The organism is Nostoc sphaeroides, assembly GCF_003443655.1.
GTDB classification, from domain to species: Bacteria; Cyanobacteriota; Cyanobacteriia; order Cyanobacteriales; family Nostocaceae; genus Nostoc; species Nostoc sphaeroides.
The window spans coordinates 1,457,993-1,481,796 of sequence record NZ_CP031941.1 but is presented as its reverse complement, the minus strand read 5'-3'; the positions used below and the strand labels follow the sequence as shown (position 1 = coordinate 1,481,796).

General features: G+C 41.5%; 25 protein-coding genes and 1 pseudogene. 8 read left to right on the top strand and 18 right to left on the bottom strand.

Going from position 1 to position 23,804, the window contains the following annotated elements; genetic code table 11:
* Positions 1-160: 160 nt before the first annotated feature.
* Positions 161-376: a hypervirulence associated TUDOR domain-containing protein gene (locus tag D1367_RS06890; protein ID WP_118165040.1), complete on the bottom strand. Its 216-nt coding sequence runs from the start codon at positions 374-376 to the stop codon at positions 161-163.
* Between the two features lie 356 nt (positions 377-732).
* Here D1367_RS06890 and D1367_RS06885 point away from each other — a divergent pair, with 356 nt between their 5' ends.
* A complete protein-coding gene (locus D1367_RS06885) occupies positions 733-1,434 on the top strand; it encodes an ATP-dependent Zn protease (RefSeq protein WP_118165037.1) in 702 nt (233 codons plus the stop codon).
* A gap of 117 nt (positions 1,435-1,551) precedes the next feature.
* On the opposite strand, the pseudogene D1367_RS06880 reads toward D1367_RS06885, so the two are convergent.
* Together D1367_RS06880 and D1367_RS06875 are read right to left on the bottom strand one after the other, a co-directional pair.
* A pseudogene (locus D1367_RS06880) lies at positions 1,552-2,575 on the bottom strand (diguanylate cyclase).
* Positions 2,576-3,503: 928 nt separating this feature from the next.
* Entirely contained in the window at positions 3,504-3,626 is a 123-nt protein-coding gene (locus D1367_RS06875) for a hypothetical protein (protein ID WP_410477538.1), read from the bottom strand.
* Between the two features lie 299 nt (positions 3,627-3,925).
* On the opposite strand from D1367_RS06875, the gene D1367_RS30560 reads away from it, so the two are divergent.
* From D1367_RS30560 to D1367_RS06865, 3 genes are all read left to right on the top strand, one after another.
* Entirely contained in the window at positions 3,926-4,168 is a 243-nt protein-coding gene (locus D1367_RS30560) for a hypothetical protein (protein WP_181985090.1), read from the top strand.
* A gap of 90 nt (positions 4,169-4,258) precedes the next feature.
* The gene (gene alaS, locus D1367_RS06870) at positions 4,259-6,901 is read left to right on the top strand and encodes an alanine--tRNA ligase (RefSeq protein ID WP_118165034.1); all 2,643 of its coding nucleotides are present in this window, start codon (positions 4,259-4,261) and stop codon (positions 6,899-6,901) included.
* A gap of 390 nt (positions 6,902-7,291) precedes the next feature.
* A complete protein-coding gene (locus D1367_RS06865; protein WP_118165031.1) occupies positions 7,292-8,032 on the top strand; it encodes a hypothetical protein in 741 nt (246 codons plus the stop codon).
* Here D1367_RS06865 and urtE read toward each other — a convergent pair.
* The 4 genes from urtE to D1367_RS06845 all read right to left on the bottom strand — a co-directional run bounded on the left by urtE (position 7,995) and on the right by D1367_RS06845 (position 9,964).
* Positions 7,995-8,693, bottom strand: a complete 699-nt coding sequence (gene urtE / locus D1367_RS06860) for an urea ABC transporter ATP-binding subunit UrtE (RefSeq protein ID WP_118171182.1) — start codon at positions 8,691-8,693, stop codon at positions 7,995-7,997. The two genes, D1367_RS06865 and urtE, sit on opposite strands and share 38 nt — an antisense overlap.
* Positions 8,694-8,802: 109 nt before the next feature.
* Entirely contained in the window at positions 8,803-9,066 is a 264-nt protein-coding gene (locus D1367_RS06855) for a DUF5615 family PIN-like protein (RefSeq protein ID WP_244944987.1), read from the bottom strand.
* Between the two features lie 80 nt (positions 9,067-9,146).
* The gene (locus D1367_RS06850; protein ID WP_118165028.1) at positions 9,147-9,386 is read right to left on the bottom strand and encodes a DUF433 domain-containing protein; all 240 of its coding nucleotides are present in this window, start codon (positions 9,384-9,386) and stop codon (positions 9,147-9,149) included.
* A gap of 116 nt (positions 9,387-9,502) precedes the next feature.
* Positions 9,503-9,964: a hypothetical protein gene (locus D1367_RS06845; protein WP_118165025.1), complete on the bottom strand. Its 462-nt coding sequence runs from the start codon at positions 9,962-9,964 to the stop codon at positions 9,503-9,505.
* A 179-nt stretch (positions 9,965-10,143) separates the two neighbouring features.
* Between D1367_RS06845 and D1367_RS06840 the strand changes: the two genes are divergently transcribed.
* Positions 10,144-10,539, top strand: coding sequence for a hypothetical protein (locus D1367_RS06840; protein WP_118165022.1), 396 nt, complete (start codon positions 10,144-10,146; stop codon positions 10,537-10,539).
* Between the two features lie 432 nt (positions 10,540-10,971).
* On the opposite strand, the gene D1367_RS06835 is transcribed toward D1367_RS06840, so the two are convergent.
* Positions 10,972-11,364, bottom strand: a complete 393-nt coding sequence (locus tag D1367_RS06835) for a hypothetical protein (protein ID WP_118165019.1) — start codon at positions 11,362-11,364, stop codon at positions 10,972-10,974.
* A 218-nt stretch (positions 11,365-11,582) separates the two neighbouring features.
* Here D1367_RS06835 and D1367_RS06830 point away from each other — a divergent pair, with 218 nt between their 5' ends.
* Positions 11,583-12,191, top strand: coding sequence for a Uma2 family endonuclease (locus D1367_RS06830; RefSeq protein WP_118165015.1), 609 nt, complete (start codon positions 11,583-11,585; stop codon positions 12,189-12,191).
* A gap of 38 nt (positions 12,192-12,229) precedes the next feature.
* Here the strand turns inward: D1367_RS06830 and D1367_RS06825 are convergent, their stop codons facing one another.
* The 8 genes from D1367_RS06825 to D1367_RS06790 all read right to left on the bottom strand — a co-directional run bounded on the left by D1367_RS06825 (position 12,230) and on the right by D1367_RS06790 (position 19,882).
* On the bottom strand, positions 12,230-12,454 hold the full coding sequence (locus D1367_RS06825; protein ID WP_099099175.1) for a type II toxin-antitoxin system HicA family toxin: 225 nt from the start codon (positions 12,452-12,454) through the stop codon (positions 12,230-12,232).
* 2 nt (positions 12,455-12,456) lie between these two features.
* Complete coding sequence (locus D1367_RS06820; protein WP_109007382.1) at positions 12,457-12,663, bottom strand: type II toxin-antitoxin system HicB family antitoxin; 207 nt, start codon at positions 12,661-12,663, stop codon at positions 12,457-12,459.
* A 59-nt stretch (positions 12,664-12,722) separates the two neighbouring features.
* Entirely contained in the window at positions 12,723-13,469 is a 747-nt protein-coding gene (urtD, locus tag D1367_RS06815) for an urea ABC transporter ATP-binding protein UrtD (protein WP_118165012.1), read from the bottom strand.
* Positions 13,444-14,562: an urea ABC transporter permease subunit UrtC gene (urtC, locus tag D1367_RS06810; RefSeq protein WP_118171179.1), complete on the bottom strand. Its 1,119-nt coding sequence runs from the start codon at positions 14,560-14,562 to the stop codon at positions 13,444-13,446. Before urtC ends, urtD begins: the two co-directional genes overlap by 26 nt.
* A gap of 31 nt (positions 14,563-14,593) precedes the next feature.
* The gene (locus D1367_RS06805) at positions 14,594-15,751 is read right to left on the bottom strand and encodes an ABC transporter permease subunit (RefSeq protein ID WP_118165009.1); all 1,158 of its coding nucleotides are present in this window, start codon (positions 15,749-15,751) and stop codon (positions 14,594-14,596) included.
* Positions 15,752-16,041: 290 nt separating this feature from the next.
* Entirely contained in the window at positions 16,042-17,352 is a 1,311-nt protein-coding gene (urtA, locus tag D1367_RS06800; RefSeq protein ID WP_118165006.1) for an urea ABC transporter substrate-binding protein, read from the bottom strand.
* Positions 17,353-17,681: 329 nt separating this feature from the next.
* Entirely contained in the window at positions 17,682-18,815 is a 1,134-nt protein-coding gene (locus D1367_RS06795; protein ID WP_118165003.1) for an NAD(P)/FAD-dependent oxidoreductase, read from the bottom strand.
* Positions 18,816-18,988: 173 nt separating this feature from the next.
* Complete coding sequence (locus D1367_RS06790) at positions 18,989-19,882, bottom strand: isopenicillin N synthase family dioxygenase (protein ID WP_118165000.1); 894 nt, start codon at positions 19,880-19,882, stop codon at positions 18,989-18,991.
* A gap of 79 nt (positions 19,883-19,961) precedes the next feature.
* Between D1367_RS06790 and D1367_RS06785 the strand changes: the two genes are divergently transcribed.
* Positions 19,962-20,543 carry an Npun_F5749 family FMN-dependent PPOX-type flavoprotein gene (locus D1367_RS06785; RefSeq protein WP_118164997.1) on the top strand — a complete coding sequence of 194 codons (582 nt, stop codon included), beginning with the start codon at positions 19,962-19,964 and terminating at the stop codon, positions 20,541-20,543.
* Here the strand turns inward: D1367_RS06785 and D1367_RS06780 are convergent.
* A complete protein-coding gene (locus D1367_RS06780; RefSeq protein WP_118164994.1) occupies positions 20,533-22,245 on the bottom strand; it encodes an alpha/beta hydrolase in 1,713 nt (570 codons plus the stop codon). The genes D1367_RS06785 and D1367_RS06780 overlap by 11 nt on opposite strands.
* A 77-nt stretch (positions 22,246-22,322) precedes the next feature.
* Here D1367_RS06780 and D1367_RS06775 point away from each other — a divergent pair, with 77 nt between their 5' ends.
* Entirely contained in the window at positions 22,323-22,517 is a 195-nt protein-coding gene (locus tag D1367_RS06775; RefSeq protein WP_118164991.1) for a hypothetical protein, read from the top strand.
* A gap of 12 nt (positions 22,518-22,529) precedes the next feature.
* Here D1367_RS06775 and D1367_RS06770 read toward each other — a convergent pair whose 3' ends face one another.
* Entirely contained in the window at positions 22,530-23,453 is a 924-nt protein-coding gene (locus tag D1367_RS06770; protein WP_118164986.1) for an ion channel, read from the bottom strand.
* Positions 23,454-23,804: the final 351 nt, after the last annotated feature.

Genomic DNA, 23,804 nt, shown 5'->3' with positions numbered 1-23,804 from the left:
CTAAAAATCTCAGCAGCTTTTTTACATTACCCCAAACTTCCTTTAAAGAACTGTACTTAAATATCAAAATAGCGTGTAATAAATTGATAATCAAGTAGGAATAAAAAACATCCTACTTTTCCCACCTTTCTTACTTTTTATACTATAGTTTTTCCTAACATTACTCCTCTATTTTTTTCAGAGTATCAGGCTTGTGAGCAGCTTGTTTTCCTGTGCGATCGCTTTCAACTAAGTACTCAGGGTTATCTTCATTTGCAGCAATATGGTGTTCTTTAATATCTGTAGTCGAAGTAAGTTTCTTTAATATTTTGCCAGTTGTCTTGCCTTGTGAAGTGTTCCATTCAACCCGATCGCCCTTTTTAAATTGTTCAGCCACATTTATCTCCTGTTGGATGTTTTATACCTACTAACGTCACATTAGGGACTTCCAAGTAAAAAAATATTCCATTGCTATTGTTCACTGTTGACCGTTGACGGTTCACGATTTTTCAGTCAACATTCAACAGTCAACGACTTGAATGTGGAATAATTTATTTTTTGGAGTTCCCTTATGTCTGCGACTGGAAAAGCAGCCATCATTCTAGTGATAGAGAAAACATCTGTTCTGAAGCCAGTAGTTTAATTAGGTGTAAGATGAAAAAATTAGGCGATCGCTACAACCACCTTGATACAAAACCTGTGCAATCGCCTGATAATAAAGAGAGATTAAGCAGATTGTAAAGAATTCTCTCAATGAGCCAGACTAGCCTAAATTTAGTTGCAATATCTATCTTTCTGATGACCCTATCGGTACTGCTGGGGCCATTATTGAATTTATCACCAGCAGTACCAGCGATCGCTACCTTCGCTATTTTGGGAATAGCCACTTTTGACAGTTTTAGCTTGCAAGGCAAGGGTGGTACTATCTTTTTAGATTGGATTGCTGGTTTTTCAAGTGAACACCGCGATCGCATCGTCCATCACGAAGCAGGGCATTTCTTGGTTGCTTACCTGTTAGGTATTCCCGTTACCGGCTACACTCTAAGCGCTTGGGAAGCCTGGAAACATGGGCAACCTGGGCAAGGTGGCGTTAGCTTTAATGATGGCGAATTAGCATCTCAACTAGAAGTGGGTAAAATCAGTGCCCAAATGCTAGACCGCTACTGCACTGTTTGGATGGCGGGTATTGCTGCTGAAACCCTAGTTTTTAATAATGCTGAAGGGGGAGGCGATGATAAAAATAAGCTGATAGGAGTCTTGACAATTTTGGGCTTTTCTGAATCAGTTTATCAGCAGAAACTACGGTTTCATACCCTCCAGGCAAAAACCCTACTGCAAGAAAATTGGCCTAGTTATGAGGCTTTAGTTAATGCCATGCGACAACGCACTTCGGTAGAAGATTGTCATGCCCAGTTAGGAGACGCGATTAATCGCGTACAAGAGAGACGCGATTAATCGCGTCTGTACAAGAGTGGGGGATGAGGGAGCAGGGAGAGCAGGGGAAGAATAATTAATGACAAATGACTAATGACAAATGACAAATGACAAATGACTAATGACTAATGCCCAATTTTAAGAAGAAACAGCATTTAGATGTGGGATATGAGATAAATAGTTCGAGGCAATAACCCGATTACGTCCAGTAGTTTTAGCTTGTAGCAAGCATTGATCGGCATGATGCAACAAACTTACTCCTTGCTCATCATCCTCAGCTTGTAAACAGCCTATGCCTAGACTAATGGTGACATTAATTGTCAATTTATTACTGATTGAAAATGGTTCCTCGCAGACTACCCGATTAAGACGACGGGCGACAACTAGTGCTTCCTCACCGGTAGTGTTAGCCAAAATAATCACAAATTCTTCGCCACCATAGCGAAATGCTGTGTCTTGACAGCGCAGATTGTGTCGCAGACGCTTACATAGTAGTTGCAAGACGCGAATCGCCTATTAAATGCCCGTGAGTATCATTAACTTTTTTGAAATGATCTACATCTAGAATAATCAAACTCATGGGAGTCTTTTGAGTTCTAGCTTTTTTTATTTGCCTGGGTAAGTCCCATTCTAAAGCACGACGATTATTTAATTCTGTCAACGAATCGGCTAAGGCGATCGCTGATAACATATCATTTGTCCGAATCAAATCTCGGTATTTTTGGGCTTTTCGCAAGCCAACAGTCAATTGAGCAAGTATTAGTCCATGATTGGCAGTCAATTCTGTCAAGCTATGGTCTATTTTTTCATCAATAACATGCCAAATATAAGCATCGGCTCCTTGCTTTAATGCCGCAGCAGTCATCTCTAATTCCCTGTGCCAACCCTTATTTCTATCAGCAAGCTGCTCTGGACGATCCTCGAGGAGAATACAGTATATCGAGGATAGTTTTGTCTGGTCTTTCAACCAACTGCAAAGTTTTATACTGCCATCCTGACTAGCCTGCACAAGTATTATATCAGGGGGTGTCATTTGAATCCGGGACACTGCCTGATTCAGATTGTGTATAATTTCTACACTAGAAGCCATCGCATAAAGGATCTGATCTGGAAGTGTGGCGATAAAGTTATTTTTTCCAAAGACCAAAATAGAAATATCCATTGCTTTATTTTTTATCCTATTTAACTTTAAAGAGATTAACTTGAGTCACTTACTGTTCTTGTTGCCTAATACCAAAGATGATTTTTGTGGTTGACTTATAGTTGCTCATATATTATTTTTTTGACGCCGAATTTACAATATCTTTCCAATTCTAATCTCATTTCCAGACTTTATATTTACTACTACAGTTTCTGAAACCTCCTCTTATAATCAACCAATGTCTTCTTTACATAATTTTTTTAAAACAGTAAAAATACTGAAAATTGTTTACAATTATAACACCGCTTATGTAGTTGGTTAACTGTTATTTTCCTCAAATAATTACCAAAATAAATACTTTGTAATAACTCTCACATTAAGCGGCAAATTTTATTTGATTAAAGAAAAATAAAGAAATTATAATTTTTCTTTAATTATAAAAACCCAAACTTTTTCTTTGAATGAGAAATGTTATTAACCAAACACGAGTTAAGCCTTTTTCTTTAAAGAATAGGCTTTTATTAACTATCAAGGTAGGGGTTTAATTGCAAGAAAACGGCGAATCAAATAGACAGCAAAAGTCACCACTACTAAGCCGAGTAGCTTTATAGCACTAACCTACGCTACAATTAAAGATTGAATTTTTACCCTAAAAATTCACAGTTTAAGTGAAGTTCCACAATGTGTTAGTAGGAGAAACAAAAGGTTTCTGTCTACACTTTTGCTGTGTTTGTTTGTTTATTTACTTAATTCACATCTTCTTTTGTTTGCCGCAACCTCATAAATCTAGAAAACAAAGCTAAATAAAAGAGTTTATGTTAAAACCTACCCCTAATGTGGGGAATTTAGTTCAATTCCGCCCGTAGAAAGGGCGGAAAAAATATGAAAAATTTTGTTAGCGTACCCTAAAATATGAAAATCTCAACTTCTGTGAAAAGCTAGAACCTGATCAATAACCCTTAACAGCATAACCAGCAGTAACAATTACCTGTTTGATTGACTCCTCAGAAGCTGCGGATTCCAATGTGACAGTTTTAGCATTAAGGGACTTCCAAGTAAAAAAATATTCCATTGCTATTGTTCACTGTTGACCGTTGACGGTTCACGAGTTTCCAGTCAACTGTCAACTGTAAACTGTCAACGACTTTTGCTATTGTTCACTGTTGACCGTTGACGGTTCACGAGTTTTCAGTCAACTGTCAACTGTAAACTGTCAACGACTTTTGCTATTGTTCACTGTTGACCGTTGACGGTTCACGAGTTTTCAGTCAACAGTCAACAGTCAACAGTCAACGACTTTAATGTGGAATAATTTATTTTTTGGAGTTCCCTAACATCGATATCCATCTTCGCCTCAGGTTCTATAAAGTGATGGATTTAGTCAGTATTTCTGCACATCCCTCACAAGCAATATTTGATACTTTCAGTTTTAGTGCTATTTGTTACCCTAGTATGGGAATTTTAAAGTATTTCTTAAGGATTAATCTTAAAGACCAAAATGCGATGTCTACGACGGGCTACGCCTACGCGCATTCTGCCAGAGTCGGGTTATGGTGTAAAAGCGTCCTAATCACTGGATATTGCTCATCGACTGGCACAATTTGTTGGCAGTAATATGAAACAAAATGCAAGAATATATAAAGCTATTTATGAAAATACATCTATCTACTGCCGCTACGCCCAAGTCTAAAGTTAAAAATACCTATGTCTTCAAATCCCCAGTACTTAAGCGGTAACGAAATTCGCAACATATTTCTCGACTTCTTTGCACAACGGAATCACCAAATTCTCCCAAGTGCCTCCCTCGTGCCAGAAGACCCAACCGTGCTGCTGACGATCGCGGGGATGCTACCATTTAAGCCGATATTCTTAGGGCAGCGCACACCAGAATTTAAGCGGGCTACAACTTCACAAAAGTGTATCCGTACCAACGATATCGAAAATGTCGGACGCACTAAACGGCATCACACATTTTTTGAGATGCTGGGCAATTTCAGCTTTGGTGATTATTTTAAAGAACAAGCGATCGCTTGGGGTTGGGAAATCTCTACACAAGTCTTTGGCTTCTCGCCTCAAAATCTCGTCGTCAGCGTTTTTAAAGAAGATGATGAAGCCTTTGGCATTTGGCGCGATCAAATCGGTGTGCCGGTAGCGAGAATTAAACGCTTGGGCGAAGACGATAACTTTTGGGTATCTGGCCCAACTGGCCCTTGTGGCCCTTGTTCAGAAATTTATTACGACTTCCACCCAGAACGCGGTGACGAAAATATAGATTTAGAAGATGATTCCCGGTTCATCGAGTTTTACAACCTCGTCTTCATGCAATATAACCGGGATGCTTCCGGGAATTTAACGCCACTGCAAAACAAGAACATCGACACCGGCATGGGTTTGGAGAGAATGGCGCAAATCCTCCAAAAAGTGCCCAATAACTACGAAACTGACCTGATTTTTCCAATTATCCAAACAGCAGCGCAAATTGCTGGCATTGATTACCACAAAAGTGATGAGAAAACCAAAGTTTCTCTAAAAGTTATTGGCGATCACGTTCGTTCTGTTGTCCACATGATTGCCGATGAAATTCGCGCCTCCAACGTGGGAAGGGGTTATGTGCTGCGGCGGTTAATTCGGCGCGTGGTGCGTCATGGGCGATTAATTGGGATTTCTGGCGAATTTACTACTCAAGTTGCCGAAACTGCGATCGCTCTTTCTGAATCAGCTTACCCCAATGTGCGCCAACGGGAAGCAGCAATTAAAGCTGAGTTGCAACGGGAAGAATCGAATTTTCTCAGAACTCTGGATAGAGGCGAAAAACTCCTAGAAGAAATTATCCAAGAGGTGAAACAGCAAGGGGAAACTCAAATTAGCGGTGAAAGTGCATTTACCCTTTATGACACCTACGGATTCCCCCTCGAACTTACTCAAGAAGTTGCTGAAGAAAATCATCTCACAGTCGATGAAGCGGGATTTGATGCCGAAATGCAAAAGCAGGTGGAACGCGCCAAAGCAGCACATGAAACCATCGATTTAACTGTGCAAGGTTCCCTCGACAAATTGGCAGAACACATCCAAGTCACCGAGTTTTTAGGCTATACCCAATGGGCGGCGACGGCAAAAGTCGAAGCGATTTTGGTAGAAGGTGTTTCTCAAGAGGAAGCAGAAGCGGGGACAGAGGTGCAAATTGTCCTTGATAAAACGCCATTTTATGGTGAATCTGGGGGACAAATTGGCGATCGCGGTTATATCTCCGGTGATGGTATTGTTGTTCGGGTGGAAGATGTTAAAAAAGAATCTGATTTCTTTGTTCACTTCGGACGCATCGAACGCGGTACACTGCGCGTAGGCGATCATGTAACCGCCCAAATCGATCCGGCTTGTCGCCGTCGCGCCCAAGCTAACCATACCGCAACGCACCTATTGCAAGCAGCTTTGAAAAAAATTGTTGATGATAGCATCTCTCAAGCTGGTTCCCTAGTATCCTTTGACAGGTTGCGCTTTGACTTCAACTGTCCTCGTGCGTTGACAGCAGAGGAAGTGCAACAAATTGAAGAACAGGTGAACACTTGGATTGCTGAAGCACATGCAGCGAATATAGAAGTATTACCAATAGCCGAGGCGAAAGCTAGGGGTGCTGTTGCGATGTTCGGCGAAAAATACGGTGACGAAGTGCGCGTGATTGACTTCCCCAACGTCTCAATGGAACTGTGCGGTGGAACTCATGTGAGTAACACGGCTGAAATTGGCGTATTTAAAATTATTTCTGAAGCTGGTGTAGCTTCTGGGGTGCGGCGGATTGAAGCTGTTTCGGGGCCAGCAATCCTAGATTATCTCAATCTGCGGGATAAAGTAGTTAAAGATTTGAGCGATCGCTTTAAAGTTAAACCCGAAGAAGTACCAGATAGAATCACAAGTCTGCAAAGCGAACTGAAAAATAGCCAAAAGGAATTAGAAACCTTGAAGGGACAGTTAGCGATCGCAAAATCTGATAGCTTGCTACAAACAGCCGAAACCGTAGGCGATTCTAAAATTATTGTCGCTCAATTAGAAGACGTTGATCCAGAATCATTGAAAACCGCAGCCGAACGCTTACTGCAAAAAATCGGTAACGGTGCAGTGGTGCTGGGTTCTGTTCCTGAAGAAGGGAAAGTTAGTATAGTTGCAGCTTTTAGTGCAGAAGTGAACAAAAAAGGTTTGCAAGCTGGTAAATTTGTAGGTGCGATCGCTAAAATCTGCGGTGGCGGTGGCGGTGGAAGACCGAACTTAGCCCAAGCAGGCGGACGCGATGCGAGTAAATTACCAGAAGCGTTGCAACAAGCCGAAAGTGAGTTAAAGTCCGCGTTGGGTTAACTATCTTCTGTTTCAACGACCGAATTGGTGCGTTACGGCTGATACCTGTCAACTTAACGTAAAACTCATGTCCCGCAAGGAACTTCAGTTCCTTGCTAATAGCGAAAGTCATCTAAAGATGACTAAATAATCCAAAAAATCTTTAGTCTACTTTTAGTAGACTTTAGCTATTAGCCTGGAACTTTAGTTCCAGGCGGGTGAGTCAGCCAACAGTTAAGCTATTTCTAGCTTCAGTTGACACCAATGCTTACAGCTTCGCCTAACACAACCTAGATTTTAGGTTAGGTTATGAAGATTATTGCTGCCCATCTTCTACGCAATTATCATTGGGAGATATTACCCAACCAAAGATGGGTTGCGGGTTAGATTTCAACCTCGGTGAAATATTTTATGGCTTCCCAAATAGACATACATTTATCTAACGGAGTTTTGCAACGCTTACAAAACGTGAAAGATTTTGTCGGTGAAAATGTTAACTCTCTAAGTAACTCAGCACAACAAGTTGGGGAGTCTTTAAAGGCAACAGCAACTACAACGACTGATAAAGCAATTGATACAGTTACGACAAGCTTAGAACAAACTTGGCAAACTGCTGATAAATTTAAGAGTACAACATCGGGAGCAGTTAAAGATGCGATCGCATCTTCTGCAAGTGATTGGCTGACACAACACCCGATATTTTTTAGATTAGTTCAAATACTAGGTTGGGCTACTAATCACCCAATTATTAGTATAGTGATTTTGCTGTTTGCACTTGCTTTAATTTGGAGCATCATCAGAGCAATTGTTCGCTTGATTGAAACAGCTAGTTGGTCAATACTGCAAGTTCCGTTAAAATTGCTTCAGGCTTTGATTAAAGTTAGTTTTCTATCCTTAACTAAAGTTGGCAGTTTTGCAGTTCAACGAATGACAGCTACTAAAACAATTGATAACCTGCCAGCTTTGTTACCTGAAAATTTTCAACCAAATAAGCAACAACGATTAGCAGAAATTTCTAGTCGCTTAGAAGCAATTCAAAAGGAACAACATGAGCTTTTACAAGAAGCCGCAGACTTGATTGCTACTGACACAATTGATATAGAAATATCAAAAATTAAACAGCTAAAAAACGTTGAATCACATCTTGGCTGAGTTCGGCTGTGGAACCGGAGGCGACAATACCACCTTTTTGCATGGCGTAATAGTAATCAGCCTGACGGACAAAGTGTAAATGTTGCTCTACCAATAAAACAGAAATGCCTGTGGTTTCGACGATGCGACGGACTGCGGCTTCAATTTCTAGGATGATGGAGGGTTGAATACCTTCAGTGGGTTCATCTAAGACGAGTAATTGAGGTTCTCCCATTAAAGCACGAGCGATCGCTAATTGTTGCTGCTGTCCCCCACTCAAATCACCACCCATCCGCGAAAGCATGGTTTTTAACACCGGGAATAAGCTAAAAGTTTCTTCGGGAATTTCTGCTTTTTTTACTGGTTTGCGTCTAGCTTCTAACCCCAGCAGCAGATTTTCTTTGACTGTCAACCGGGGGATAATTTCTCTTCCTTGGGGGACATAACCAATTCCCAACTTTGCCCTTTGGTCGGGAGATTTTGAGTTGATTAATTCTTCAGCTAAATTAATAGTACCACTGCGGGGTTTGAGTAAACCCATAATTGTTTTGAGTAGGGTGGTTTTTCCTACACCATTGCGTCCAATTAGGCATACCATTTGCCCAGATGGTACGCTTAAATCTACATTGCGGAGAATATGGCTTTCGCCGTAGTAAACGTTGAGGTTAGAAATTTTTAGCATAAAATAATTTTTTACTGTTAGTTTTGATATCAAGTATTTTACTGGCGATCGCTCTGTTAAGACACTCATTAACCACGGTTCATTAGGATTCTGGTTAATCTCTTCAGATTTACCACGGGAGATACTGAACTTGACCTTCTAGCTCTCCGTCTTGACTACACTCTACAAGCACAAGAATATCTTCAATGACCCGCCCGACTGCTGCATCTGGGCTGACTTCGATAACTCCGGGCATTGTCTGTCCAAGCCTTACTCGATCGTATGCATAGCGAGTGATTGTAGAAACATCATGGGTAAGCAGGATGCGCTCTTCTTGGGCTGCCCATTCCAGGATGGTTGGATCGTCCTTACCTGACAATCCAACATCTTGCACACGAACGATGTCGATTTCTGAGTTACGGCGGAATATTCATCTAACAACCGTATTATCAAAGTTTTCATCAGCAAGCAGTTTTAACATGCTTCTGGCGCTGTTTTGCGGGCAAGCAATCGATCGCGTAAGCCTTGTGGGTCAAATCTTGCTTGATTCATTGCCCGAATCTCTTGTGATTGTTGCTGTCGCTGTTGCAAGTAGGCTTCTACTTCTGCCTGGTGATTGAGGTAGAAGGCGATTGTGGCGTAAACATCCGCCAGATTCAGCGATGGATAGCGATAAACAATTTCCTCTGCTGTCGCGCCTTGCTTAAAAACCAATACGGTTCAGTTAAAGCCAAAAACCTTGATACACGTAGGTTGGGTTGAGGAACGAAACCCAACATTTGGCGGGTTTGTTGGGTTTCGCTGTCGCTCAACCCAACCTACAATTTTCCTTAACTGAACCGTATTGGCTTAAAAACCACAACAACAGTATCCAGTGTTACACGAGTTTTTCCCACGAGAACCACACCATCTTTATTAGATTTCAGAGGAGCAGGTTCAGCCATAATCGCTAGTGTCATAAGCGCCTTCAAATTCATTGTTTTGATAGTAGCAAATCGGCTTCGCATAATTGAAATATAAATTCGAGCGTCACCGAACAATAAAGCAACTGGTACAAGATTTAAAATAACCGCTACTCTCAAGTCTGTAGTGACTACTCTCAAGTCTGTAGCGACTACTCTCAAGTCTGTAGCGACTACTCCCAAGTCTGTAGCGACTACTCCCAAGTCTGTAGCGACTACTCTCAAGTCTGTAGCGACTACTCTCAAGTCTGTAGCGACTACTCCCAAGTCTGTAGCGACTACTCCCAAGTCTGTAGCGACTACTCTCAAGTCTGTAGCGACTACTCTCAAGTCTGTAGCGACTACTCTCGTGTTTGCTACTTCTTGCCTTCGTATATGAGTAATTATATACCGGAATATTACTGATACAAACGAAAAATTTTATTATCAAAAATTGCGAATTATGCTGAACCGGAATCAGGGTTAATTGAGGCAAGCTAGTTCTAGAAGTATCTTAAAAGAGCAAATTTATGTCTCGTCAAAAACGTACATCCCGCGTTTTAGAAAAAGCTGAATTAAGAGCATCTGGGATGAAATCGATTGTTCCAAGCATTAAATTTGAAGAAAATTATACTTTAGAAAAACTGATTGAGTCAATCGAACAGTTACGTAACAAACTTGATGTTCATAATAGCGCTCTGGCTATAGTTGACTCTTCTTTAACAGAAGTTGAACAGATGGAAAAAAACTTGAAGCAGTTTTCTGAGAAAATGTTAATGGTGGTTGCTATCAAGTACGGCAAAGACAGCGCTGAATATGAAATGGCGGGTGGTGTTCGCAATAGCGATCGCCTCCGCAAAATGAGAGCGAGCCGCTTAAAAAATATTGCAGAACAAGCATCAGATAAGAATGAGAAAACTGTATAGAAAATGAGATAATATCATTTTGGATTTGAGATTTTGGATTGAATAATCTAAAATCTCAAAGGTATTTCTACCTCTGGCTGAAGCAAGCTTTTTATCACAATTGGGATGTCCACAATAAATCTATTGCTTCTTGATGTAGCGGCTCATCAACCCATACAATTTGAACGCTTGAATTGTTGATCAGTTCAAGGCTGTATGACAGTACAATTGAACGGGAAAAGCCTCGAACCAATGCTAGAGCCACTAATTCTGCTAAAACATAGTTGTGCGTAAGCCGAGTTCTGCTTGTAGTAGCAATCAGTTCAACTGCCCTTTCATGTTGTGGCTTATCTTTACAGCAGATTGCGCTCTAATCGAATACACATAGAGACGTAGCACTGCGGGATTGTTAGACCTTGTGGATTATTTTCACCTTTTCATAAACCACTTATTTCAAGCTCGTTTTACTTCGTTAAGAATTTGTCTTGGAGACTTTCCAGCCATCTGTTCACAATCTTTCTCATTTATATTCTTGTGCGCTGCTACTTTCACGCTCTCTTTCAGTAATTGCTTATCAACTTCACTGGTTATCCATTTAGCCCCTGCTACTCCTACAAGAAAAGCACCAGCTAGAGCGGAGAATCTGAGACTGATTTGTGATTGTTCAGTAAGTTGTGCTAACTCAACTGAAGCACCTGAGCCATAAAATGCCCACGAGCTGAAAGCAGAAACAGCACCAATGAGAACATTTGAGATAAAACCAGGACACCAAATCGTACTTTCTTTGCGAGGAAGTATAAAGCCATTATCGGTTAATATAGCGGTGTGCAGTTCAGTGAGATACAAAAAAAATGCTGGAATGATTTGACAGCAAGGACTTTGGTGTTCTCATCCAATCGATAACCGCTATAGAGCGTTGACTACTCCACCTAAAGCCCCAGAAATTGAAATTAGAAAAGCGCACATCCAAGGATTCATAAGTTTCTTTTTCGAGTTACATGATGTACTTATTCACCACACTATCATTTAGTGATAGTCTGTATAGGGTAAGAAGGCAAAACTTAATGACCCAAACGACGAAAACCCAAAAACTGCTGACCTTTGAGGAGTATCTTACCTATGACGATGGTACAGACACGCGCTATGAGTTGGTGGATGGAGAATTAGTCGAGATGCCACCAGAAAGTCAGGAAAATAGCAATCTGGGAAGATTTTTATTCGTTGAACTACTAAAACATTTCCCATTTTATTTTGTTGCTTACAAGGATACAGAAATTGAGGTGGCGGGGCGACGGGCGAGATGTCGTTTACCTGACTTAATGGTTCACACAGAAGAATCTTATGTTGCCCTTATCGGTGCTACTCGTGCCACCCTCACCCGTGATATGCCGCCGCCTGCGCTAGTGATTGAAATTGTTTCACCAGGAACAGCGAACCATGTTCGTGATTATCGCTACAAGCGGACGGAGTATGCTGCTAGGGAAATATTGGAGTATTGGATTGTTGACCCACAGATACAACAAATTACAATTTGCCAGTGGGTGGAGGGACAGTATGAGGATAAGGTATTTACAGGTTCGACTTGCATGGAATCAGTGGTAATTGCTGATTGGGTGCTAACAGTAGAGCAGGTGTTTAACAGCGCAAACCGAGCAGAATTACCAGGCGAATAGAATCTTATTGAAAAATAAAAACTGGGATGCACTCCGCATCAAATTGCAGAAACAAACTCGTTGACTGTAAGCCCAGCAGTGCGAATCAAACTTCGCAACGTTCCTTTTGCTACTTCACGATGCTCAGGAACAGACAGTGTGGCTAACTCTCCTTCCTTAACCAGGATGATATGGCTTCCACTTTGACGTGCAACTTCCCAACCAAATGACTCAAACACACGAACTACTTCACGTCCGCTAAGAATAGGAAGAGTAGACGCCATAATTAGGCCACAACCTCTACTTGGTGAGTCTCTATGGTAAGTGGCAAACCGCGCTCGGCCCGAACTTGTAGGCAAGCAGCTATTGCATCTTTGATATTCTCTAGTGCTTCTTCCTTAGTCTGACCTTGACTAACACAACCCGGAATACTGGGGCACTCTACAATCCATGCACCATCTTCATCACGATCAACCGTTACATTAAACCTCATATTTCCTCATCCACTAAGCTTGTGACTATAGTATATCTAAGCTTTGTAGAGCTAAAAATTTAGTCTTCCTGTTTTCCTAAATAAACCTCAATCACACGAGAGTCATTTTGAACTTCCTCAAAATTTCCTTCGCACAGCACCGAACCTTCATGTAGTACCGTTACTTTTTTGGCAATTTGACGCACAAATTCCATATCATGTTCAATTACTAAAATTGAATGACTTTGCGCTAGTGCTAAAAGCAGTTCGCCAATATTGTAAGTTTCTTCATCTGTTAAACCCGCAACGGGTTCATCAACGAGTAATAAGTCTGGAGACTGTGCTACTAACATCCCAATTTCTAAACGTTGCTTTTCTCCGTGGGAAAGTAAACCTGCTCTGATATCAGCTTTCGGCGTTAAACCGATGGTTTCTAATAATCCTTTAATACTATTCTTTTCAGCAGTATTAGAACGTCCAAACAAAGTAGAAAAGACATTTTTATTTTTGTTACTGGTAATTTCTAGATTTTCGCGGGGCGTTAAATTTAAGTAAATTCGAGGTGTTTGAAACTTGCGTCCAATTCCCAATCGCGCAATTTTATATTCAGGTAAAGAACGCAAGTTTCTTCCTTTGAATAAAACTCGCCCAACAGTTGGTTGCACTTTTCCCGTAATCACATCTAGAAATGTTGTCTTTCCCGCACCATTGGGGCCAATTACTACCCGTAATTCGCCAACATCCATGCTGAAATTTAGCTGATTTAGAGCCTTAAAACCGTCAAAACTAACAGTTACGTTTTCAGTTTCCAATATTTTCGCGTTCATGTTGCACTTCGGGGTCTTCTTCCAAGGTTGGATATGTAGCAATTTGTTGACGGCGGTGGAAAAGAAAAATATTCTGACTACGCAACCATCCCACTATGCCGTCAGGAAGCACCGTAACGACTATTAAAAATAGTGCGCCTTGGAAAAATAGCCAGATTTCAGCAAATTGTTCACTTAAAAAAGTGCGGGCATAATTGACTAACAAAGTTCCGACAATCGCGCCAATTAAAGTCGCGCGTCCGCCTACAGCTACCCAAATTACCATTTCAATCGAAAAGGCAATATCCATTGCTCTGGGTGATACAGAACCACTTTGAATGGTGTAAAATGCTCCTGCTATACCTGCGATCGCACCTGAAACTGCAAAAACCACCACCTTAAAATCTGTAGGGTCATAGCCAGAAAATCTTACCCGACTTTCATCATCACGAATCGCTATTAACAACCTCCCAAAGCGTCCAGTTGTCAACCAGCGACAAATACCGTAAGTGGCTGCGAGAAACACTATCGTCAGCGTGTAGAAAACAAATTGCGTTTTTGCATCACTGACCGTTGCCCCAAACAAAGTTGTAAAATCTATGAGTCCATTTGTACCGTTGAAAAGTTGTTGTTGACCATTAAAAAAATTAAAAAATACAATAGTTCCCGCTTGAGTCAAGATAGAAAAATAAACTCCCTTGAGGCGATTTCGGAAAACCAAATATCCCAATAATCCCGCCAATAACCCTGGAATTAGTACCACACCAGCGATTGTCAAAGGAAAAGAATAAAAAGGTTGCCAAAAACTAGGAAGTTCCGTAACCCCATAAAGTCCCATAAAATCAGGCAATTCTCCAGTAGGGACTTGCAGTTTCAGGTACATTGCGATCGCATATCCACCCAAACCAAAGAAAATACCATGTCCCAAACTCAGTAAACCAGTATAACCCCAAATCAAATCAATACCCAAAGCTGCGATCGCCAGCGACAAAAATCGCCCCAACAAATTCAGACGAAACTCCGACAGCAACAGTGGCATGATAATTATAAGGAAGAGTGCGATCGTAACCACCACCCCAACCTCAATTAATAACCTTCCTCCCTTCTTTCTCATCTTGGCGTCCTTGGCGTCTTGGCGGTTCGTTTTAAACATCAACAGTACGTCCCTTCTGCGGAAAAATCCCCCCAGGCTTCCACTGTAAAAACACAATAATCAGCGCAAACACCATCACCTTAGCCATACTCGTCGTTGCAAAAAAGCTAAACAAATCAGCCAAAGGCTTAACAGGACTCAACAACAAAGCCAAAGTCCCAGAACCAATTAAAAAATTAGCCGTACCAATACCCAACGCCGCCACAATCGTCCCGCCTAAATTCCCCACACCTCCAACTACAACCACCATAAAAGTATCAATAATATAGTTTTGTCCCGTATTTGGCCCCACAGAACCGAGTAAACTAATCGCACATCCAGCCACACCAGCTAAACCAGAACCTAGTGCAAAAGTAATCGCATCAACCTTTTGAGTTGGGATACCCAAACAAGCACTCATACTCCGATTTTGCGTCACAGCCCGAATTCTTAAACCCCAGCTAGAACGTTGTAAAAATAAATAAATTCCTGCCACACAGATTATTGTTAAAGCAATAATAAATAATCTGGCAAAGGGTAATTGCACACCACCTAAAGACATCCCTGCTTGTAACCAAGTTGGTGCAGTTACATCCACATTTTGAGCGCCAAACCAAGGTTGAGTAACTGCTAACTGATAAGTTTGACTCAATAAATTGCCCGTTGTGATTGTCACCCCCAGCGATAATAAAAATATTACCGCCACAATCCAGTTACGAACTCTTCCCACAGTGCGAGAATTTAAAATCCATAAACCTCCAAAAAACAACAGAGAAAATAAGCATACACAAATTACCAATACCCAATTTACGCTGCGAACAAACTGTTGAAAAATCAAACTTACTCCCCAAGTTGCCAAGAGAGTTTCTAGAGGTCGTCCATAGAGATAACGAATCACGCCTCTTTCTAGAATTAATCCCACAGCAGCTGTGAATATAAAAGCGATAATCAAAGCCAAAAATATATAGATTTCAAACCACACTCCACCCAATTGCTTACAGACATTTTGCACAACAAATGTAGTATAAGCGCCGAACATCATCAATTCACCATGTGCCATATTAATGACACCCATCAATCCAAATATAATAGCTAGTCCCAACGCGGCGATTAATAATACCGCGCCAATACTAATACCATTAAATACAGCTTCTAAGAATCCTGCCAACACTTATTTCTCCACAAAAGCTATCAGCGAGTAGTTTTGCCTCGTTCCCAGTCTCCGACTGGGAATGCCATCTTAGAGGCTCCGCCTCCTGACTTGCGGCAGCAGCCCAATGAGGTGCATTTCTAGGTAGAACCTAGAAACGAGAATTTGCCTCGTTTGCCTCGTCCCTCGTTCCCAGTCTCCGACTGGGAATGCCATCTTAGAGGCTCCGCCTCCTGACTTGCGGCAGCAGCCCAATGACGTGCATTTCCAGGTAGAACCTGGAAACGAGAATATTACGAATTACGAATTATTTAGGCTTTCTTGTACTTACCACCCTTAGCCGGGTCACTCCAATCACAAGCAAATCCCTTAGTCTCTTTGACAAATTGATTCCAAGGAACCGGCTCAACGGCTGTCGGAGTAGCATAAACAATATCAAACAAACCATCTTGTCTAACTTGACCAATCCGCACAACTTTAGATATGTGATGATTGGCATCCATTGTCACTTTACCTTCAGGCGCATCAAGAGTTTGACCATAGGCCGCAGCACTGACTTTCGCTATGTCCGTAGTGCCAGCTTTTTCTACTGCTTGCTTCCACAAATAAACGGCGATGTATGCTGCTTCCATTGGGTCATTTGTTACCCGATTTTCACCGTACTCTTTCTTGAAAGCTGCGACAAACTTCTTATTAGCAGGCGTGTCTACTGTTTGGAAATAGTTCCAAGCTGCATAGTGACCTTTGAGATACTCTACACCAATTGCTTTTACTTCTTCTTCAGCAATACTGACAGACATAGAGGGATATTTTTCTGGTGTCAATCCAGCCCCTTTCAATTGTTTGAAGAAAGCAACATTGCTATCACCATTTAGGGTGTTATAAATCACGCCACCATTGGGCAAATTTTGTTTTATTTTAGTAATGATAGGCGTAACTTCTGTATTGCCAAGAGGTAAATAATCCTCACCAACTGTTTTTCCGCCCAAAGCTTCTAATTGGGCTTTAATAATTGTGTTAGCAGTGCGGGGAAAAACGTAGTCAGAACCAACTAAGAAGAATTCTTTGCCTTTATTTTTTAACAGCCAATCAACAGATGGTTCAATTTGTTGATTTGGCGCAGCACCAGTGTAGAAAATATTTTTAGAACACTCTTGACCTTCATATTGCACAGGATACCAGAGCATGTGATTTTTGCTCTCGAATACTGGCTTCACATTCTTGCGGCTAGCAGATGTCCAACAACCAAAAACTACAGTGACTTTATCTTGATCAATTAACTTAGTTGCCTTTTCTCTAAAAGTATCCCAGTTAGAAGCACCATCTTCGGTAACTGCTTCAATTTGTTTACCTAAGACACCACCATTCGCGTTAATTTCTTTGATTGCTAATTTTTCAGCATCGACAACGCTTTTTTCACTAATAGCCATTGTGCCACTAAGGGAGTGCAAAATACCTACTTTGATTGTGCCACCAGTCGCAGCTGGAGATGCAGTAGGAGATGCGGCTGGACTCTCTGGAGCAGTTGGGGAATTATTCGCGCAAGCCTTCAGAAAAAAGCTGCTTCCAAAAGTTAAAGAACCGTAGATTAAAAACTTACGTCTGTTAAATTGTCTTCTCATCTTTTTATGAATTTTCCTCTTGATCAATCAACCAACTCAATACAAAGCTGACAATATTAAACTTTAAAGTGTGATGATAGTGCGATAAGTTACTAGTAAAAAGTTACTTATTATACAAAATAGATGATTTTGTAACAAAAAAATAACTTTACAATATTAATCTTTGTTAAGCTTAGGATTGTGAAATTATTGTCCGCGATGAAGAGATATAGCAATCCGATTTGATTTCTGAATCACTTGTAGAGGTAAGGGACTGGGGATTGGGGACTGGGGACTGGGAACAAAGAATAAAGGTGTACTGAGTTTTGTTCAAAAATCAAATATGAGTCCTATAGCTGGATAATAATCTCATCTTCCTTGCCAGATGCAAAATTAGCAAAGCGCTTTGCCAAAGGTGGTATAATCACCAAAGGATTGCTAAAACCAGAGAATAGATAAACGCTCTTCATACCTGGGATAGTACCAATCAAGGGTAGGCGATCGCTACTAAATGCCACCAAGCAATGATGCCAAGTTCCTGGTAAATTCTCCAAAGCTGGTAAAACTTCACCGACACTTTTTCGCAACCACTTTTCACTCGCCTCTGAGTTTACCTTGGCATAAGGATCTGTGAGAACGCGGCTAATTTGACCGATGCGAAAGCTACCATCTTGAAACTGAATCGCCCCCGCATCTAAAATTGGCGGTACTGGCTCATTACCTGGTTGATTCCACAATTCATCAACTTGAGTAGATTCAGCTTCTAGTTGAAATCGTTGCAGATTAGCTGGCATAACTAAGGTGCGTAACTGCACATCCACAGGTGGAGTTTCAATAATTTCTGCGTGGGTAAAATACAGCTTGACGGGAATACCAGCAGATTTTAAAAGCTGGCGGCTGAGTCCACCCGCACAGATGACAACCTTTGCACTGTGGAAAGTTGCAGTAGTTGTTTTTACACCATCTTGCAGTACTTGCAATACTTGAGTAATCTGCATTTCACCCCCAGCACGCAGAAAGGCTTGGATATAAGCAAGTGATGTTTTTTCTGGGTGGATATGACCGTGTTTGACAGTTAAAGCACCAGATATCGCCTCTCGATTTAGCAATGGTTCCAACTCACAAGCTTCTTGGACACTCAATAAACAGGGTGGAATGGCAAAATGATTATATGATGCAGCCGTTGCTTCTGGGTCATTAGCGGCTGAAATAGTAAGTAATAAATCTAGTTCCCGAAACTGGATATCAGCGTCTAACTCTTGAGATAGGATATGGTAACGCGCGATCGCTTCTTCACGCAATAGACTAGTTACTGGTGTAGTACCCGACCAATAAGCAAGCCCACCATAACTATAACGAGTTGCATTCTGTGGTGTGCCGTATTGCTCCAACAAAAGAACAGCAAAACCTGTTTTTACTAATTCATAAGCCAGTGCAGCACCCGCAATCCCACCGCCAACCACAATCCAGTCGTAGGTTTTCATATTATAGCAAGGGACTGGGGACTGGGGACTGGGGACTGGGGATTGGGTGAAAAGTCTTGTTGTGTCTAAGTTTTATCATCTGTTAATGTCTTAACCACGTTGGCTGTTGCTATAAATATCTTTTTTAATTACGAATTACGAACTTGTACTGAGCGTAGCCGAAGTATTACGAATTACGAATTACCATAAGTTGCTTGTAAACGACTTAAAAGATATTCTCCCGCCAAGATAGGGGGATAAATAGGCGATTTCTCTTTCTGGCAACTTTCCAGACAAGCTATTTCTGTATCATCATTAGGATGACAGAAAAAAGCGATAGAATAACGGGACTGCTTCACTTTGTTATTACTGGGAATCATTACCCGATGCTTGGTTGAGCAAAACATATCATTTGTCCATCGTTGCATTAAATCGCCAGTATTAACTACCACAGTATCAGCGATCGCAGGTGCAGCAATCCACTCACCAGATGCTGTCTGTACTTCCAACCCGCCAACGTCATCTTGGAAAAGTAAAGTAATACTGCCATAATCGGAATGCTCACCAGCACGTACCTGTCCGGGTTTGGGTGGTGTCTGCAATGGGGGATAATGGAGCGATCGCAAGGTATGATTTTGTTGATTGTGTCTTTTTATAAAAAAATCTTCTGGCAATTCCAACGCCAAAGCATAAGCTTGTAACACTGTGTTAGCAAGTTCTGTACAACTATCATAAAAGGCGACAATAGAAGCATCTATTTTTATAGCCGCTTGTTTGTTTACATTAAACGCCTCCTTCAAGTCGCCTGGTTTGTTCGGGTCAAGACGTTCTCTCTCAATACCGACGTATCCTGTATTATTAAACTCATCACTCCAAGCTTGCTTTTGCTTAACTTCTAAGGGTAAATTGAAGAAATATTTGCTGTAAGTAAATACTTGCCTGATTATGTCTTTTGATATTCCTGAATTCTGCAAGTAAATGAAGCCAATTTCATGGCAAGCTTGATAGATTTGTTTGATAATATTTTGCCGAGTTATTGTGTTGCCATTGTTAAAGGCAGTTAAATCTATTATTGGAATTGTAACCATTTATTATATATATTTAGAAAATTTGTGTTTTTCTTTTGTTAACAGTAGTATACTCAATAATTAGGTACGGAAATTTATAATGACTCTTGCTCCTTGGCGAAGCGCGATCGCTCATGCACTCCATCGCAACCGCAGCCTTGTTTATGCCCGTTACCTCCAACTAGCAACAGTGCAGCCGAACGGTCGTCCCGCTAATCGTACCCTAGTCTTTCGCGGTTTTCTAGAAGATACAAACCAGCTAAAATTTATTACTGATACTCGTAGCGCTAAAGCCGACCAGATACAGCAACAACCTTGGGCAGAAGTTTGCTGGTACTTCCCCAATACACGCGAACAATTCCGAATCACTGGCTGTTTGACTCTGGTAGGTAATGATGATTCGCACCAAGATTTACAGCCAGCCCGCATTTCCATTTGGCAAGAACTGAGTGATGCTGCACGTTTACAGTTTGCTTGGCCGCATCCTGGTAAACCCATTGAAAACCCAGAAGCTTTTACACCACCAGCACCCGACCCCGTGCAGCCATTGCCTAATTTTTGTCTACTGCTACTCGATCCAGTGCAACTAGACCACTTAGAATTACGCGGCGAACCACAAAATAGAAGGTTTTATCGCCGGGATGAAAATCAAGAATGGTTTTGTGAAGAAATTAATCCTTAATTTGACTTTTGACCCTTCGACTGCGCTCAGGGTCAACTTTTGACTTCTCCAAAGGGGCTGATCCATTCCAAATTTGATTGAATTGATCTGCCGACAACGACTGTAAAATACTGAGATTAAGCGGTTCTTTACTGATAAATTTGGCGTAGGAAGGCTGTAAATAGGAACGGTATTCAGGGCGGTTAAGGAGATGGGTTGACAAAAAAGCTACGCTGAGGGCGTTGAGATAGGAATAAACAGGGGCGCGATCGGGGCCCAGCAAGGCAGCTGGCACTGGTAAGACATTATTTCCAGAAGTAGTTTCTCCGATCGCCGAAAAGTGGGTGGCGTTTTCGATCAAAGCTAGATACTTATTGGAGTTAGAAAGCCAGGTAAAGGGGCGAATCTGCTCAAATACAGGTGGGGCAAAAATATCTTGACTACCTGCTACCAGCATTACCGGAATTTTAATTTGACTCACTCCGGCCTCACCCAAAACTAAGCTGTCAATTGGATTAATCGCCATGATCACCTTGATGCGATCGTCTTTGAGTTCGTAATTTCTTAAGGGTAATTTATTTGCTTCACACTGCAACAAGAGCGACAAATTAAAGGATGAATAATTAGAATTACAGTTTTGCCTCAGTTGGTTAAAGTTAATCTTTGCTCCTGCTAGAGTCAAAACGGTATAACCACCAAAGGATTGACCGATCGCGCCAATTTGCTGAAAATTGAGTTTTCCTTGGAGGCTGGGATCAGATTTGTCCAGACGTTCGAGTTCATTGAGGAGATATTTGATATCCAAAGGTCGATTGATAAATTCTGTTGGATCTGGCGCTCCTGCCAAACCCGCAAAATATTGTTGAAAGCGTTCGGCATTACTACCAGGGTGTTCCAGTACAGCAACGGCAAAACGGTATGATGCTAGATGTTCAGCCAGGTAGACAAAGGTAGAGCGGTCTGAGGCGAGGCCATGAGAAATTACAATCAGAGGAAAGGGAGGCGAGGAAAGTTCTTTAGTGTTTTGTGAACCGGCTTCCGGCAGATAAATATCTACGGGTAGACGGCGATTGCGAGAAAAGTCATTTAGCTCGAAGGTTTTTTTCTGCCAGCGAAATTTTCCAGGCGATCGCAAATCTGGCTGTTGTGATAAGTCAGTTTTTGAATTGGCTGATTGAGCGATCGCTTCTTTTTGAAGAGAGGCAAAAACTTCATCTCTTTTTTTGAGCAATTGTGACAAGTCATCAACTATCTTTAACCCCTCTGTAAAATTCACCCGGACAGTATTGCTAGGAAATTTCCGCAGCAAATTTACAACCGTTAAACCTTCTCGATCGGCAGCAGCCAAAATCAAAGAGGCACGTATGGCATAGAAGCCATTCTGTCGAGACTCAGTGAGGAGTAATTTTCCTAGCTGTTGCACCACTTCTTCGCCTATAGGTGAGTAGGTAACTTGAGATACTAATGTAGGAGTGACATTGAACCTTTGCTGAAGCAGCTCCCGCAGTTGAGCGAGTTGTTGGGGCGTAGCACGGCTAGCATAAAATGAAAAATCTTGATCGATTTTGCCAACTTTTGCAAAAGTTTCCAGCGAGTCCACAGACAAGGAGAATTCGCCGAAGGGAGGGTAATAAAAGTTAATGCGTTCAGCTCCCAATCCAGGAGTTGCAGTCAAAAACGTAGATAGAAAACCTAAACCCAGGTATCTCAGAAATTTTTTCATTACAAAAACCCACACAAATTTTTCAGCCAAATAGCATCAGTAAGGCGATAATAGATATAGAGATCAAAATATTTTATATGTCCTTTTCCTCCTGCCCCTCTTGTGTTGTCGTCCTCAATCAACAACAGGAGCAAAATATTTCTCACCAAAACCAATGCCAGGATGTGCCAGTTAACCCCAGCAAGAGCATGGTTAAAAGTTGCACTGTAGTTGAAAATGGTCGGGTTGTCGTTAAACCCTTACAAGCTCCACTCAATCAGACTGTAAAGTAACTTTCAGGCATTTCAACTGTTTTCATCTAAAGGTAAAACATCGTGGAAGCGGTTGTAATCAATGTAGCGATGTCCATCGGGTGTGTGATGGAAGATATCGACAAATTGATTATTCCACAAAATATCATTAGCACCATAAGTATGACGGGCATGGACAACCTGTGCAACCGTTTCATCAATGCCACTCAAAGAGACGATTAGTATAGTATTTGTCTGGGTTAACGATTCTGGTGTCATCCCATATAAAGGACTAAACTCATCAATGACATGCATCACCGACCAGCTTAAGGTGAAGCTAGGTGTTTGGTTCCTCAGCAGTTTCAGGTCGTAGAACCGACGCATGAACTGCCCTTCTGAGGTTATATCGTCGCGCATTAAGTAGACTCGCATCTGCGCCTCCAGAATCATATTGCGACGCTGATTAGCGCTGCGAAATATGAGAGTAGGCATTGCATTATGAGGTGTAATCACTGCTACACGACTAAAAAGCACACGGGCTGTAGGTCGGGAGAATCGAGCAAACGCTAGTCCCGTCATCACAGCAATTCCCACCAAACCGATCATTGCTTCAATGGTGACAATAATGTTGGCGTAAGTTGTTTTAGGATACATTGCCCCATAGCCGATGGATGCTAGGGTTTGCACGCTAAAGAAAAAGACATCTAAAAAAGAGCCAGGTCGGGCGTTAGCAATACAATCTCCTCCGATCAAGTAAGCTAGGGCAAATAGAGCATTAATAGTTATATAGAAAGTACAAATCAGGATTATAAAGCCAGTCCAGGGAATCGTTAGCAGCAGATGGTAGGGATCGCGCCAGTAAGAATGCCATGCACCCATACCCATAATCTCAACTTTTCCATCTCGAACTTGAATCTGAATAGGTGGGATCAGACGCTGTTTTTTCTTCAGTGAAAGTCTCTTCAGTCGAAATTTCATGGCAAGTAGCCAAAAGAACGGCAACTGCTTAGTATTGTAAATTAAGTTGCTTTGGAGACATTGCACTTATACCAATTCCCGAAAATCCTGATACATATACAGCGTATTTCAGGTAAATGAGGTACACCCGTAGGGGCATGGCACTGCCATGCCCTTACAATTATCTGTACCTCACCAACTTGCAATCTGCTGTAGATTTATCGTAAGGGCATGGCAATGCCATGCCCCTACGAACGTGTTTGTATCATTATTATATGAAATGGTATTATCTGTAAGGGAACGGAAATTTCAACTTTCTTTTCTTAAATCAGCAAAAAAAAAGAGGGTGTGCAATGCCCACCCTAACAATCA

Coding starts and splice junctions, on each gene's coding strand:
- D1367_RS06885 (WP_118165037.1), top strand. CDS start 733: ATGAGCCAGACTAGCCTAAATTTAGTTGCAATATCTATCTTTCTGATG.
- D1367_RS06875 (WP_410477538.1), bottom strand. CDS start 3,626: ATGGAATATTTTTTTACTTGGAAGTCCCTTAATGCTAAAACTGTCACA.
- D1367_RS30560 (WP_181985090.1), top strand. CDS start 3,926: ATGGATTTAGTCAGTATTTCTGCACATCCCTCACAAGCAATATTTGAT.
- alaS (WP_118165034.1), top strand. CDS start 4,259: ATGTCTTCAAATCCCCAGTACTTAAGCGGTAACGAAATTCGCAACATA.
- D1367_RS06865 (WP_118165031.1), top strand. CDS start 7,292: ATGGCTTCCCAAATAGACATACATTTATCTAACGGAGTTTTGCAACGC.
- urtE (WP_118171182.1), bottom strand. CDS start 8,693: ATGCTAAAAATTTCTAACCTCAACGTTTACTACGGCGAAAGCCATATT.
- D1367_RS06840 (WP_118165022.1), top strand. CDS start 10,144: ATGTCTCGTCAAAAACGTACATCCCGCGTTTTAGAAAAAGCTGAATTA.
- D1367_RS06830 (WP_118165015.1), top strand. CDS start 11,583: ATGACCCAAACGACGAAAACCCAAAAACTGCTGACCTTTGAGGAGTAT.
- D1367_RS06825 (WP_099099175.1), bottom strand. CDS start 12,454: ATGGCGTCTACTCTTCCTATTCTTAGCGGACGTGAAGTAGTTCGTGTG.
- D1367_RS06820 (WP_109007382.1), bottom strand. CDS start 12,663: ATGAGGTTTAATGTAACGGTTGATCGTGATGAAGATGGTGCATGGATT.
- urtD (WP_118165012.1), bottom strand. CDS start 13,469: ATGAACGCGAAAATATTGGAAACTGAAAACGTAACTGTTAGTTTTGAC.
- urtC (WP_118171179.1), bottom strand. CDS start 14,562: ATGAGAAAGAAGGGAGGAAGGTTATTAATTGAGGTTGGGGTGGTGGTT.
- urtA (WP_118165006.1), bottom strand. CDS start 17,352: ATGAGAAGACAATTTAACAGACGTAAGTTTTTAATCTACGGTTCTTTA.
- D1367_RS06795 (WP_118165003.1), bottom strand. CDS start 18,815: ATGAAAACCTACGACTGGATTGTGGTTGGCGGTGGGATTGCGGGTGCT.
- D1367_RS06790 (WP_118165000.1), bottom strand. CDS start 19,882: ATGGTTACAATTCCAATAATAGATTTAACTGCCTTTAACAATGGCAAC.
- D1367_RS06785 (WP_118164997.1), top strand. CDS start 19,962: ATGACTCTTGCTCCTTGGCGAAGCGCGATCGCTCATGCACTCCATCGC.
- D1367_RS06780 (WP_118164994.1), bottom strand. CDS start 22,245: ATGAAAAAATTTCTGAGATACCTGGGTTTAGGTTTTCTATCTACGTTT.
- D1367_RS06775 (WP_118164991.1), top strand. CDS start 22,323: ATGTCCTTTTCCTCCTGCCCCTCTTGTGTTGTCGTCCTCAATCAACAA.
- D1367_RS06770 (WP_118164986.1), bottom strand. CDS start 23,453: ATGAAATTTCGACTGAAGAGACTTTCACTGAAGAAAAAACAGCGTCTG.